Genomic DNA, 13,175 nt, shown 5'->3' with positions numbered 1-13,175 from the left:
GGGCCGGCGGGGCCGTATAGCTTCATATATCGCACGTCGGCCTAGGTACTTCGGTCGACTTCTCGATCCACACAAAGTGCTGTATATATATACAGTTTGCGTGCATCATGCTGGACTCCTCAGGCAACAAAAGCAGGCTCTGTCTTCCGAATTCTTCACTTTCGTCATAAACTTCGTCAGTTGAAAAATGTGGGGATACCCCATCCGTTGGCGGGATGAATCAGGTGAATGTGGCATGAAAGACGAAATTGACGATATTGAAAGGGATTTCGCTACTTTGGCGAGGCTCGCGGCTGCGCAATCCTACGAGGATGTGCGGCTACTATTGGCTCGGCTGGTGCGGAAATATCGGCAGCGCAACCCTGATTTGGCTGCAATGCTTGACCAGAGCCTCAAGGCGACGCAAACGCGTAGCTCGGGCAGCTCGGTGTTGCGCCGCGACACGTCGCAACTTGATGCTCCACTGCCTATCGATCGGGACTCCCGTCTTGCGCTGATAAAGGAGTTTGATGATCGCGAGGGGCTTGACGTCCCGCTGCTTTCAGAGCCGCTCAAACGTCAGATCGAAGCCATTGTTCTGGAGCGACAAGAGCGCGAGAAGCTGCTCGCCCGAGGAATTGCGCCGACGCGTTCGGCCATATTGGTTGGCAAGCCGGGTTTAGGTAAAACGCTTTCGGCGCGATGGATCGCTAGTCAGCTAGGGAAGCCCCTATGGGTGCTGGATTTGACGGCAGTGATGAGCAGCCTATTGGGAAAAACCGGCAACAACCTTAGGGCGGCGCTCGACTATGCGAAGGCGAATTCCGCGATTCTGCTGTTGGATGAAATTGACGCGATCGCAAAGCGGCGTAGCGATGAATCCGATATAGGGGAATTGAAGCGTCTTGTTACCGTGATCCTTCAGGAGGTAGATCAATGGCCGGATACAGGCCTGCTGCTGGCAGCGACGAACCATCCTGAGCTAGTCGACCCAGCCTTATGGCGGCGGTTTGACGCGGTGTTAGAGTTCTCGGCTCCTGATGCGAATGCGACGGCCGCAGCAGTACGCCGCTTCCTTGGCCAAGATAGTGAGGTGCTTGCGCCGTGGGTGAATACGTTGGCGTCTGGTCTGCAGGGCAAATCACTATCGGACGTCGAGCGCGCTGTCATATCGCTTCGGCGTGGGCATGCGTTACACCACACGCCGACGGAAGTCCTCGTGGCGCAAATCGTTGGTACCAACATTGAGGTCCAACCTAAAGCGCAGCGACTGGAATTGGCTATCCAGATGGCCAAGGACGGCCAACACTCATACCAAGAGATCAGTAAATTGACCGGGGTGGCTCGAGACACGATTCGCAAACATGCCGGGCCATCTAGACGGCAAGGACGAGGGCTTAAGTAATGGTTGCAAGATATCTGATCGGCAAAGGCGAACTATTAACCTACTCAATTGACGCCCCAAAGAAAAAACCTGGCGAGAAGGCGCATCCGTATACTTTGGCGGAGGCGAGGCGGGCGCTTTTGCCGCAGATTGACTCTGCAAACCAGTCTTTTGCGAGACTCCCGGACGCGGCCTGTCCCGATGATCTCGCAGTAGCTATGGTCACCCTCCATCCCGCGTACCTTGCGAAGTCGTACTTTCCGAGGCATCTGCTTCAAGCGGCTGGTCTACAGCATTTGGGTAGTCGTACTCAACGTGTTCGACCGAGAAAGAAGGCTTCTACGAAAGCTCCATCAGAATCCGATACCACTCAGCTCTTTGTTGCTGGGAGGCGCTCAATTCTACGAAATCTTGACGCTTACGCACGAACGCTTGAACCGGGAACGCGCGAAGGGATGGAATTTTCTCAGATCGAGAGCATCGCTCCTATGAGTCCGGTGGACCGTATCCGTCTCGGTTCGACTAGTGGGGTGCACGTTTTTGAAGTGGGCCTGCATGTTCCAGCCGGCGAAGATCCGGGCCAACTGCGCGCCATTTTCGCAAAGTACGCACAGACATGTGGTTTTGTCGTTAATCCTGCGTTCGATTTCCAAGCGGGGCAGCTACTGTTCTTGCCTGTCGAAGGGCCTCAGGAACACTTGGAGCGACTTGCACTTTTTACGCTAATGCGAGTTATTCGCGAGATGCCTCGCCTGCGTGCGGCGAGGCCGCTAACGCGAAGTACTCCAGTTGCCGTGTCGTTTGACCTTCCTGCCGGCGAGCCCTTGTCCAGAGAACCACGAGTGGCAGTGCTGGATGGTGGTCTGCCCGATGCCCACGTTCTCGGCGACTACGTGCGACGCTACTTCCTCTCGGATGAGGATGCAGATGATGTCGATCCCTACTTGGCGCACGGACTTGGCGTTACATCGGCGCTTCTCTTTGGTCCCATTGAGCCTGGTAGCCAAGCTCATCGCCCCTATGCGACGGTCGATCATCATCGGGTTCTCGACGCAAAATCGGATGAAGAAGATCCATACGAGCTGTACCGAACACTCGGGCATGTCGAGACGGTGTTGCTCTCGCGGTCATACCAGTTTGTGAACCTCAGCCTCGGCCCTGACCTCTGTGTTGAGGACAATGACGTTCACGCTTGGACTGCGGTCATTGATGACATTCTCAGTGACGGCGAAACGTTAATGAGCGTCGCAATCGGTAATAACGGAGAGAACGATGCCGAAGCCGGACTGAATCGCATACAAGTACCTGCAGATAGCGTCAATGCCTTGTCGGTAGGTGCAGTTAATCGAACCAGTAGCAATTGGAGTAAATCCAGCTACAGTGCTGTAGGGCCGGGCCGAAGCCCTGGACGAAGAAAGCCGGATTTGGTCGCATTCGGTGGTTCACCGCATGAATACTTCCACGTTGTTGCGCCGGGCAACAGGCGGGATTTGGTTGCAACTCTGGGGACGAGTTTTGCCGCACCCTTTGCACTACGCACTGCCGTCGGTATTAGCGCGATTCTTGGTAGCGCAATCGCCCCACTGACCATCAAGGCGTTGATGATCCACGGGTGCGAAACACAAGAAGGGGAGTCGGTCGACTCAGTAGGGTGGGGCATGGTACCCATCGATCTGAATACGCTGATTACTTGTGGTGATGGTGTCGCGCGCATTATCTATCAAGGTGAATTGCGTCCTGGCAAATTTCTACGCGCACCAGTGCCTCTGCCATTGGCACCTTTAGAAGGGAAAGTTACCCTTAGCGCCACGTTTTGTTATGCCAGCCCTGTTGACCCTCAGGATTCGAGCGCTTACACAAAAGCTGGGTTGGGCATCACTTTTCGCCCACACGTGGATAAGCGTAAGCCGGGAGCGCAGCACGCGACTCCGCAAAGCTTCTTCCCAGCCAACGAGTGGCGCACGGAAGCGGAGCTACGCGCAGATCTTCATAAATGGGAAACGGTCTTGCATGCGGAACATTCGTTCCGAGGGGCTAGCCTGAAGGAGTCGGTTTTTGACGTGCACTACAACGCACGCGATGCCGGTGGCGTGGCTTCAGGCGCAGAGCGCATTAGATACGCTCTCGTTGTGACGGTGAGGGCGCCGAAGCACGCAAACCTTTATCAGGACATTTTGAATACCCACACTGTCTTGCAGGCACTTGAGCCGCAAGTAACTCTGCCGCTTCGTAGCTGACGACGCATGAGTGTCATTTGACGCTCGAGGGATGGAGTGCGGAAAGCAGCGCTATCCGCGCGCCGGCCCGTGTGGCACGTCAAGCGCGATCCGGTACACCCGCAGCGCGTTGTCATGCCAGACCGCGCGTCGCTCGGCATCATCGAGATGCGTCATCGCACGAGCGAACGTGCGCAGCAGCGCCGGGTACGACACACGCAGCCCGGCCACCGGAAAGTTGCTGGCGAACAGGCAGCGCTGCGCACCGAAGATCGCGATCGTGTCGCGGATGATCCGTGCGTTGTCTGCTTCGTTCCACACCGCGTCGCGCAGGCCGAGCTCGGAGATCTTCACGGTGACGCGTGGCAGGGCGGCAAGCGCCTCCATGCCGCGTCGCCATCGCGCGAGGCCCGCGTCCGAGCGATCCCACGGCAGCCCCGCATGTTCGAGCACGACGTCGACATCCGGTGTATCGGCCAGCAGCGCAGCCGCCTCCTCGAGATGCCAGAACGGTACGCGCAGATCCCAGCACAGCCCATGCGCGGCGAGGCGCGCCAGCGAAGCCGGCCAGCGCGGATCGCGCAGCGTGCCCGGCCCGTCGACCGACGCATCCGGCGCAGCCGCGGTGCGCGGCTTGAAGCGCACGCCGCGCACGCGCGGCCACGCGGCCTGCTCGGCAAGCCGCTCATCCGCATCACCCGCGAGCAGGTCGACCCACGCGACGACCGCCGACGGCAGCCCATGCGACGCCGCGACTTCATGCAGCCAGCGCGTTTCCGCCAGCGCCTCATCACGCGCACGTTCGGCCTCGACGTGCACACTGGCGACGATCGGTGCGCCCCGCGCCGCGTGCCGGAGCGCGTCCACCCCGAAATCGCGGCACAGCGCCGCGTAGTCGCCGAACATGAAGCGCGCCGGATCGTAGTCCTCCTGCAGCCACGGATAGTGTGTACCGGCATCAAGCCGCCACAGGTGGTGATGCGCATCGACGAGCGCATCCGGCATGCCGTCGGGCGGTGACGCGTCGTGCATGTCAGCGCGCTCCCGCGAGCACGTACGACGCATCGGGCTCGCGCAGCGTTGCCAATGCGCCGACGAAACGCCACGTATCGAGATCGAGCTCGCGCACGTAGTCGTCCTGGAACGACACGTACGCGACGCGCCGCGACGGATGAAACGACAGCGCGGTCGGGTTCGCCGGCAGCGCGATGCGTTCGATCTCCTCGAGCTGCCGCGCATCGAACACGGAGATCGACTGCTCGCCCGAATTGGTCAGCAGCAGCAGGTCGCGGCCGTCGGGCGCGCTCGTGCGGTAGATACGGTTCGGATCGCTGCGCGTCTTCACGCGGCGGCCGCAGGTCATCGTGTCGGTGTCGATCTCGACCAGCGTATCGTCGCCGCGATTCGCGACGAACAGCGTGCGCTCGTCGCTCGACAGCGCATTGCCTTCGGGGCGCGGGCCGGGCATCACAGCGCGCGGCGCGACGGTCGCGTCGCGCGGATGGAATTGCGTGACCGTATTCGACAGCAGATGCACGCCGTACGCACGGCTCGCATCGCGCGTGAGCGTGACGAGGTGCGTCTTCACGCCGCCGGACGGCACGGCCATGTTCGGCACGGGCTGTCGGGTCGGCTCGTCGAACACGAGCAGCATGTCGTGCGCCTCGCTCATCGCGTATAGCCGGCCGTCGCGGTCGCTCGCCATCCCGTGTGGCCGGTAGTACGGCCACAGGTCGAGCATGCGCGTATGCGTGCGTTCGACGAGATCGATCTCGGCGATCCGGTGATCGCCGTCATGGCCGCGCGACCACGCGGTCTCGATCCCGAAGATGCCGACGTACGCAAAGCGCTCGTTCACGTCGACGGTGAACTCGTGCGGGAAGTTCGGCAGCACGACGTGCTTGAGCGCGGCCTTGGTGTCGAGGTCGTAGAAGCTGAAGGTGTGGGCGCATTTCTGCACCAGCAACAGGATGTCGTTCATGGTGGGGTCTCCGTCAATTCGTCAGCAAGCCTGCGTATTCGTGTATCCGGTCTCAGTCCTCGCAGCGTTTCGGCAGCGTCAGCGCGAGCAGGCCGGCCACCGCGAGCGTGATCGCGAGGCTGTACACGCCGGCCGCCGCGCTCACGTGCTGGGTCAGCACGCCGACCGCATACGGGCCGCAGAAGCCGCCGAGATTGCCGAGCGCGTTGATCAGGCCGCGCGCGCTGCCAGCCGTCTCGACGCTGCAGAGCTTCGGCGGAATCGCCCAGAACACGCCGGCGGCCGCCTGCAGGAAGAAGCCGCAACCGATCAGGAACGCGAACGACACGGCCATCGACGCATGCGTGAGCACCGACAGCGCCAGGCACGCGGCGAAGCCGACGAGCGGCAGCAGCACGAACAGGCGGCGCTTGCCGGTTCGGTCAGACAAATACGACGTGACGAACATGCCGATCACCATCGCGACATACGGCAGCATCGCGAGCAGGCCGATCTTGCCCATCCCGGTGTGCGTGAGGTTTTTCAGCAGGGTGGGCAACCACATCGTATAGCCGTAGATGCCGACCTGATAGCAGAAGTTGATGGCGATCAGCAGCCAGATCGTCGGGTTGCGCAGCAGCTCGCCGAACGACGCGGCCGCCGGCGTGCCGGCCGCGCGCTTGCGTTCCTGCTCTTCGCGCAGCGCGTCGAGGATGTAGGCCTTCTCGCGCGGCGACACCCAGCGCGCGGTCTCCGGGCCGTCGTCGGCGAACATCAGCCACACGACGAGACACAGCAGCGACAACGCGCCCGCACTGAAGAACAGGTGATGCCAGTCGTACGCGGCGAGGATGAAGCCGGACAGCGGCGCGGTGATCATGCCGGCGAGCGGCACGAACATGATGACCATCGCATTCGCGCGGCCGCGTTCGCGGTCGGGAAACCAGTGGCTGACCATCGTCAGCACGACGGGCAGCATCCCGCCCTCGGCCACGCCGAGCAGGAAGCGCAGCGTCAGCAGTTGCCAGGTATGCGTGACGAGCCCGGTCAGTACCGACAGCACGGCCCAGCTCACGAGCGACCATGCGATGAAGGTCTTGCCGCTGCCGAGCGCCGCGCGCCGGCCGCCGGGAATCTGCAGGAACAGGTAGCCGAAGAAGAAGATGCCGCCGGCGAGGCCGGCCATCGTCGCGTCCATGCCGAGATCGGCGTTCATCCCGCCGGGCATCGCGAACGCGATGTTCACGCGGTCCATGTACGAAATGATGCAGGCGAGCAGCAGCGGCGGAATCACGCGCAGCCAGCGGCGGCGCGGAATGGCTTCGCCGGCTTCGTAGGCAGGGGTGGCCGGGTTCAACAGGGTCATGGTGTCTCCAATCTGGGTGATGGCGGCGGCGGTCTTCTGATGGACCGCTGTCACGCCGTGACGCGCTGGTGCGCAACGCCCTGCGGCGTTGCACGGGTGAACCGATGCCGGGGGCCTCGCGCCTAGCGCCCCCAGCGCAGCACGAGCGGATCGAGCCGCCGCGCCGCGTCGAGCAAGCCGGCGCGCACCGGGGGAGGCAGCTCGGGCCACGGTGCGCGCGGTTTGTCGCACGCGATCACGCCGCCTTCGCTCATCAGCGCCTTCGCGGTCAGGAATCCCGACTGACGGTTCTCGTAGTTGATCAGCGGCAGCCAGCGCGCGTACTGCGCGACGGCTTCGTCGCGACGGCCGGCGAAATACGCGTCGGTGATGTGGCGAATCCCGTCCGGATAGCCGCCGCCCGTCATCGCGCCGGTCGCGCCGGCATCGAGATCGGCGAGCAGCGTGATGCCTTCCTCGCCGTCCCACGGCCCCTCGATCGCATCGCCGCCGAGCGCGATCAGCTCGCGCAGCTTCGACGCGGCGCCGGCCGTCTCGATCTTGAAGTACGACACCGCGTCGATCTCGCGGGCGAGCGACGCGAGGAACGGCGCGGACAGCGCGACGCCGCTCGCGGGCGCATCCTGGATCATCAGCGGAATGTCGAGGCCGTCGGCGGCTTCGCGGAAGAACGCGCGCACCTGTGCCTCCGGCACGCGGAACGTCGCGCCGTGATACGGCGGCATCACCATCACCATCGCCGCGCCGAGTGCCTGGGCGTGCCGGTTACGTTCCGCGCAGATCCGCGCGCTGAAGTGCGACGTCGTGACGATCACCGGCACACGGCCCGCGACGTGCTCGAGTGTGGCGCGCGTGATCAGGTCGCGTTCGTCGTCGCCGAGCGCGAACTGCTCGGAGTAGTTCGCGTGGATGCAGAGGCCGTGCGAGCCGGCATCGATCATGAACTCGAGGCAGCGGCGCTGGCCGTCGAGATCGAGCGCGCCGTGCGCGTCGAAGATCGTCGGCACCACCGGAAAGACGCCCTGGTAGCGTGCGTTCATGGGGGTCCTCACTCGACGATGTCGAACTGGTCGAGGAATTCGGTCTTCAGCGTGAGGCCGAGGCCCGGCACGTCGTCGCGCAGTTGCACGAAGCCGTTCTCGGCCACCGGCTCGCCGGCGAAGATGTAATAGAACAGCTCGTTGCCGACCTCGACGTCGAACATCGGGAAGTACTCGCTCATCGGCGACGCGAGCGTGCTCATCGTCAGGTGATAGTTGTGCATCTGGCCCGCATGCGGAATCACCGGCACGCTGTACGCCTCGCACAGCGCGTTGATCTTGTGCGCCATCGTGATGCCGCCGACGCGGTTCGTGTCGTACTGGACGACCGACACGGCCTTGCGATCGAGCAGCTGCTTGAAGCCGTACAGCGAGAACTCGTGCTCGCCGCCGGAGATCGGGATGCGCGTGAGCTGGTTCAGCTCCGCGTAGCCGTCGATGTCGTCGGCGATCACCGGTTCCTCCAGCCAGCGCGGCTGGTATTTCTCGAGCTTCGGCAGGATGCGCTTCGCGTATTCGAGGTTCCAGCCCATGTAGCACTCGAGCATCAGGTCGTTGTCGTAGCCGATCACCTCGCGGATCGCCGCGACCGACTTCAGGTTCTCGGTCACGCCCTGCTGCCCGTGCGCGGGCCCGTAGCCGAAGCGCATCTTGAACGCGCGGAAGCCTTCCTTCAGGTAGCGCTGCGCCTCGTCCTGCATCTCCTTCAGGTCGGTGCGGTAGAGCTTCGAGTAGTAGCAGGGAATCTTTTCCTTGGTGCGGCCGCCGAGCAGCTTGAACACGGGCTTGCCGACGCTCTTGCCGAGGATGTCCCAGATCGCGATGTCGACCGCCGAGATCGCCGCCATGCCGATGCCCTTGCGGCCCCATGCGTGGGTCGCGCGATACATCCGCTGGTTCAGGTATTCGTAGTCCCAAGGGTCCTGGCCGATCACGAGCGGCGCGAGGTACTGGTCGATGATCACCTTCGCGACGTGCGGCGCGAGCGCGACGTTGCCGAGGCCGACGATGCCGTCGTCGGTCTCGACTTCGACGACCGTCCACGCATGGAAGCGGAACGTGCTCATCGTTTCCTGCGGCGCGTACAGCAGGTCCATCGCGTTCGAGCAGAAGTTGCCCTGGGGCGGTACGGTCTTGCCTTTCCACTGGAAGACGCGGGCGCGTACGGAACGGATCTTCATCGGGTGTCTCCGGAGTTCGGTGTGATGTTGTCGTGTTGAAAAGCGGGCGGCCGGCGGGGCCGTCGGGTCAGGCGGAAACGGGCTGTGCGCGGCGCGCCGCGCCCATCCGGCACGCGATCTGCAGCGCCTGCCAGGTCGCGCCGACGTCGGCCGTGCCGCGGCCCGCGATGTCGTACGCGGTGCCGTGCGCGGGCGTCGTGATCGGCACGGGCAGCCCTCCCTGCACGGTCACGCCGCGCGAGAAGCCGAGCAGCTTGATCGCGATCTGCCCCTGGTCGTGGTACATCGTGACGATCGCCTGGTAGTCGCCGGCCTGCGCCTTCAGGAAGATCGTGTCGGCGGGGAACGGGCCGTGGAACGGCGCGTCGGTTGGCCAGTCGCGCGACTGCAGCTGGCGCACGGCCGGCTCGATGATGTCGACTTCCTCGCGGCCGCAGCTGCCGCCGTCGCCGCCGTGCGGGTTGAACGCGGCGATCGCCACCTTCGGCGCGGCGACGCCGTTCGCGAGCAGCGACCGGTAGATCAGTTCGGATGCCTGTTCAATCCGCTCGATGCTCAGGTAGCCCGGCGCATCCTTCAGCGGAATGTGCGACGAGATGCGGGCGGTCCACAGCTCGCCGAGCGTGTTGAATTCACAGAAGTAGCCGGTCACGCCGAGCGCTTCGGCGAAGTGGTGCAGCTCGTCCTCGTGCTTCAGCCCGCCGAGCTTCATCGCGTACTTGTTCAGCGGCGCGAAGCAGATCGCGTCGATGTCGCCGGCGAGTGCGGCGTCGAGGCACAGGTCGAGGACGGTCAGCGTCGAGCGGCCGCCGGCCGCGCCGGGCTGGCCGACGGTGACGTCGGCCGGATCGATCGTGTCGACGGCGACGAACGCGGCGCGTTCGGTCGAGGGCCGGCCGCGCGCGGCGGCGAGCGAGGCGACGGGTTCGACGTCGACCGTCACACCCGCGACGCGCTGGCCGGTTTCCCACAGCCAGCGATCGCCGATCAGCACGAGATTTGCGCGGGCGGTGGCGTCGGGACGGGCGAGCAGTTTCGCGATCAGTTCGGCGCCGATGCCGGCGGGGTCGCCGAGCGTCAGCGCGACGACGGGCAGGGCGGCGGGCGAGGGGGTGTTCATGCGGTGTCTCCGGTGGCGGCGCTTGGCCGTTTGTCTATCGGGTTCATGCTAGGTAGACGGAATGAGTCGGTAAATTGAAAACTCTTGATGAATCGATAACCTGGAGTAATCAAAGATGGGCTCGATCGACCGACGAGACTCGACGCCGCAGCTGCTGAACCGGCTGCGCATGCGGCAGATCGCGCTGCTGCTGGCCGTGGACGAATGCTCGACGCTGCGCGCGGCGGCCGACCAGATGGGCCTCACGCAGCCGGCCGCGACGAAGATGCTGGCCGAGCTGGAGAGCGCGCTCGGCCAGCGGCTGTTCGATCGCGTCGGGCGCGGGCTCGTGCTGAACCCGGCCGGCGAGCGCGTGCTCGGCTATTTCCGCGGGATCCGCGGCAGTGTGGAGGCGTTGAACCGCGAGCTCGGCGAACTGCAGCTCGGCAGCGCGGGGCGGCTGGCGATCGGCAGCATCATGGCGGCGTCGCCGGGGCGGCTCACCGAGGCGCTGGTGCAGTTGAAGTCGCGTTACCCGCTGCTGGCGATCGACATCGCGGTGGATACGAGCGACCGGTTGATGCCGCAGCTGCGCGAAGGCGTGCTCGAAGTGGTGATCGGGCGCCACGTCGGGACCGATTGCGATTTCCGCGTGGTGGACGACGAGGCGCTCGCGATCATCGCGGGCCGCGACCATCCGCTCGCGGGCGCGGGGCCCGTGGCGTTCGACGCGCTGCTCGATTACACGTGGATCCTGCAGCCGGCCGGCAGCCCGGCGCGCGAGGTCGTCGAGCGCGAGTTCAATGCGCGTCATCAGCCGATGCCGCGCGGGTTGGTCGAAACGGGGTCGATCCTGACCACGATGAACCTCGTCGACCGTTCGACGATGCTCGGCGTGATTCCGCTGACGGTGGCGCAGCGCAACGCGGAGCACGGGCTCGTCGCGATCATCGACTACACGCTCGAACAGAAGCTGCCGTCGTACGGCAGCCTCGTGCGGCGCGACCGGCCGCTGAGCATCCCGGCGCAGCAGTTTCTTGCGCTGTTTCACCGCGAAGGGGCTGGAGATGATGGCGGCGCTTGATGGGGCGGTTTGCCAGCCGAGGCGGCCGAGCCAGCCGCGCCGGCCGAGGTGGCCGAATCAGCCGCGGTGGCCGAATCAGCCCAGCCGGCCGAACCAGCCGAGCCGGCCGAGTCAACCTGGCCAGCCGCGCTACCCCGGCCAGCCGAGCCAGCCGAGCCAGCCGAGCCAGCCGAACCAGCCGAACCAGCCGAGCCAGCCGAGCCAGCCGAGCCAGCCGAGCCAACCGAGCCAACCGAGCCAACCGAGCCAACCGAGCCAACCGAGCCAACCGAGCCAACCGAGCCAACCGAGCCAACCGAGCCAACCGAGTCAGCCGAGCCAGCCGAACCCGCCGAACCAGCCGGATCAGCGGAGCTAACCGAGCCAACCAAGCCAACCAAGCCAACCGCGCAAGCCGAGTCGGTCATGCACCACCATCGCGGCGAGACAGCCGACGCAGGCGAAACCGCGACGCCCCCCCTCAGTGCACCGACGGCGCCGCAGGCGCGTCAACGAGCACCGACATCGATTCCGCCAACGAGCGATCCGGGCGAATCCGCAGCGCGGCGACGATGCCGATCAGCAGCATCGCGACCGAGCCGATGAACGGCACCGTCCAGCTCCCGGTGCGATCGACGAGGTAGCCGAACAGGATCGGCGACAGGATCCCCGAGATCGCGGAGCCCGCGTTCATCATCCCGCTCGCGATGCCGGCGTGGGTCGGCGCGATGTCGCTCGGCACGGCCCAGATCGGCCCGATCGTCAGTTCGAGGCACAGGAACGACCCCGACAGGCACAGCGCGACACCGGCCGTCGAATGCACGACCGCGAGCGGCAGCAGGCACACGAGCGCGCCGACGAAGCTCGCGACGATCACGCTCTGGCGCGACAGCGCGAGGTTGCCGGTCTTCCGGTAGATGCGGTCGCACAGCCAGCCGCCGAGCGTGTCGCCCACCACGCCCGCGAAGAACACGCCGGATGCGAACAGCGCGGTCGACTTCAGGTTCAGGCCCTGACCGTTCAGGAAGAACGTCGGCAGCCACGTGAAGAACAGCCACGCGGTCCAGCCGTAGCAGAAGTAGACGAAGATGGTCGGCGCCATCCGGCGGAACAGCGGCCCCCACGGCGTCGGGCCGGCAGGCGGCGCGGGGCGGGCCGCGCGCGGGCGATCGTGGCCGGCTTCGTCCCCGAGCGGATATTCGCGGAAGCCGACGATCCACCACGCGAGCCACACCAGCGTGACCGCGCCGATCACGAAGAACGCCGCGCGCCACGACAGCCAGGTCATCAGCGCGGCGACGATCGGCGGCGTGACCGCGTTGCCGAGCCGCGAGAACGAATGCGTGAAGCCCTGCACGACGCCGCGCCGTTCGCGCGGGAACCAGTGGGTGATCGCGCGGGCCTGGGCGGGCAGCGTCGCGCCTTCGCCGATGCCGAGCAGCAGCCGCGCGGCGAACAGCAGCCCGAGGCTGTGCACGAGCCCGGTGGTGAAGGTGGAGACGACCCAGATCAGCCCGCAGCCGATCAGCGTGATGCGGGCGCCGAACCGGTCGGCGATCCAGCCGCCGCCGATCTGGCAGATTGCATACGAATACGCGAACGCGGAGAATGCGACGCCGAGTTCGGTATTCGACAGGCCGAGTTCGGCCTTGATCGCGCCGGCTGCGGTCGCGAGGTTGACGCGGTCGACGTAGAGGATGAAAGAAAGCGCGCACAGCAGCCACAGCGTGTGGCGCCGTTGACGGTGGTCGTTAGGCATGTGTCTCACTCCATTCTCGTGCGCGGCGTGACAATGACGCCGCGTTCACTGGCCGGGCCAGCATCGCGCGGCGGCGGAGACACTGTCTAATGAATCTTTGGGATCAATCGATAACCCCAGGTATTCAT

General features: G+C 64.8%; 10 protein-coding genes. 3 read left to right on the top strand and 7 right to left on the bottom strand.

Annotation, left to right across the window (positions count from 1 at the left end; all coding sequences use genetic code 11):
• The first annotated feature begins 235 nt into the window (after positions 1-235).
• Together G3N98_RS10340 and G3N98_RS10335 are read left to right on the top strand one after the other, a co-directional pair.
• Positions 236-1,384, top strand: a complete 1,149-nt coding sequence (locus G3N98_RS10340) for an ATP-binding protein (RefSeq protein ID WP_089431951.1) — start codon at positions 236-238, stop codon at positions 1,382-1,384.
• A 434-nt stretch (positions 1,385-1,818) separates the two neighbouring features.
• Entirely contained in the window at positions 1,819-3,600 is a 1,782-nt protein-coding gene (locus tag G3N98_RS10335) for a S8 family peptidase (RefSeq protein WP_241025843.1), read from the top strand.
• 51 nt (positions 3,601-3,651) lie between these two features.
• Here the strand turns inward: G3N98_RS10335 and G3N98_RS10330 are convergent, their stop codons facing one another.
• The 6 genes from G3N98_RS10330 to G3N98_RS10305 form a co-directional block, all read right to left on the bottom strand.
• Entirely contained in the window at positions 3,652-4,611 is a 960-nt protein-coding gene (locus tag G3N98_RS10330) for an amidohydrolase family protein (protein ID WP_206148109.1), read from the bottom strand.
• A gap of 1 nt (position 4,612) precedes the next feature.
• A complete protein-coding gene (locus G3N98_RS10325; RefSeq protein ID WP_206148108.1) occupies positions 4,613-5,560 on the bottom strand; it encodes a YncE family protein in 948 nt (315 codons plus the stop codon).
• 52 nt (positions 5,561-5,612) lie between these two features.
• Positions 5,613-6,905, bottom strand: coding sequence for an MFS transporter (locus G3N98_RS10320; RefSeq protein WP_039344369.1), 1,293 nt, complete (start codon positions 6,903-6,905; stop codon positions 5,613-5,615).
• Positions 6,906-7,027: 122 nt separating this feature from the next.
• Positions 7,028-7,945 carry a dihydrodipicolinate synthase family protein gene (locus G3N98_RS10315; RefSeq protein ID WP_206148107.1) on the bottom strand — a complete coding sequence of 306 codons (918 nt, stop codon included), beginning with the start codon at positions 7,943-7,945 and terminating at the stop codon, positions 7,028-7,030.
• 8 nt (positions 7,946-7,953) lie between these two features.
• Positions 7,954-9,126 carry an L-rhamnonate dehydratase gene (locus tag G3N98_RS10310; RefSeq protein ID WP_124580385.1) on the bottom strand — a complete coding sequence of 391 codons (1,173 nt, stop codon included), beginning with the start codon at positions 9,124-9,126 and terminating at the stop codon, positions 7,954-7,956.
• A gap of 67 nt (positions 9,127-9,193) precedes the next feature.
• Positions 9,194-10,246 (bottom strand): 4-hydroxythreonine-4-phosphate dehydrogenase PdxA, encoded by a 1,053-nt coding sequence (locus tag G3N98_RS10305; protein ID WP_206148106.1) that lies wholly within the window; start codon positions 10,244-10,246, stop codon positions 9,194-9,196.
• A 115-nt stretch (positions 10,247-10,361) separates the two neighbouring features.
• On the opposite strand from G3N98_RS10305, the gene G3N98_RS10300 reads away from it, so the two are divergent.
• Positions 10,362-11,309 carry a LysR family transcriptional regulator gene (locus G3N98_RS10300; RefSeq protein ID WP_206148105.1) on the top strand — a complete coding sequence of 316 codons (948 nt, stop codon included), beginning with the start codon at positions 10,362-10,364 and terminating at the stop codon, positions 11,307-11,309.
• A 460-nt stretch (positions 11,310-11,769) separates the two neighbouring features.
• On the opposite strand, the gene G3N98_RS10295 is transcribed toward G3N98_RS10300, so the two are convergent.
• Positions 11,770-13,047 (bottom strand): MFS transporter, encoded by a 1,278-nt coding sequence (locus G3N98_RS10295; RefSeq protein ID WP_206148104.1) that lies wholly within the window; start codon positions 13,045-13,047, stop codon positions 11,770-11,772.
• Between the last annotated feature and the right edge of the window lie 128 nt (positions 13,048-13,175).

Source organism: Burkholderia sp. Tr-20390 (genome assembly GCF_017104595.1).
Taxonomy (GTDB): domain Bacteria; phylum Pseudomonadota; class Gammaproteobacteria; order Burkholderiales; family Burkholderiaceae; genus Burkholderia.
This window is presented reverse-complemented; position numbering and strand designations above follow the sequence as displayed.

What these genes read in the sequence shown, in the direction of transcription:
- G3N98_RS10310 (WP_124580385.1), bottom strand. Translation starts at nt 9,126, where the DNA reads ATGAAGATCCGTTCCGTACGCGCCCGCGTCTTCCAGTGGAAAGGCAAG.
- G3N98_RS10305 (WP_206148106.1), bottom strand. Translation starts at nt 10,246, where the DNA reads ATGAACACCCCCTCGCCCGCCGCCCTGCCCGTCGTCGCGCTGACGCTC.
- G3N98_RS10300 (WP_206148105.1), top strand. Translation starts at nt 10,362, where the DNA reads ATGGGCTCGATCGACCGACGAGACTCGACGCCGCAGCTGCTGAACCGG.
- G3N98_RS10295 (WP_206148104.1), bottom strand. Translation starts at nt 13,047, where the DNA reads ATGCCTAACGACCACCGTCAACGGCGCCACACGCTGTGGCTGCTGTGC.
- G3N98_RS10340 (WP_089431951.1), top strand. Translation starts at nt 236, where the DNA reads ATGAAAGACGAAATTGACGATATTGAAAGGGATTTCGCTACTTTGGCG.
- G3N98_RS10320 (WP_039344369.1), bottom strand. Translation starts at nt 6,905, where the DNA reads ATGACCCTGTTGAACCCGGCCACCCCTGCCTACGAAGCCGGCGAAGCC.
- G3N98_RS10325 (WP_206148108.1), bottom strand. Translation starts at nt 5,560, where the DNA reads ATGAACGACATCCTGTTGCTGGTGCAGAAATGCGCCCACACCTTCAGC.
- G3N98_RS10335 (WP_241025843.1), top strand. Translation starts at nt 1,819, where the DNA reads ATGGAATTTTCTCAGATCGAGAGCATCGCTCCTATGAGTCCGGTGGAC.
- G3N98_RS10330 (WP_206148109.1), bottom strand. Translation starts at nt 4,611, where the DNA reads ATGCACGACGCGTCACCGCCCGACGGCATGCCGGATGCGCTCGTCGAT.
- G3N98_RS10315 (WP_206148107.1), bottom strand. Translation starts at nt 7,945, where the DNA reads ATGAACGCACGCTACCAGGGCGTCTTTCCGGTGGTGCCGACGATCTTC.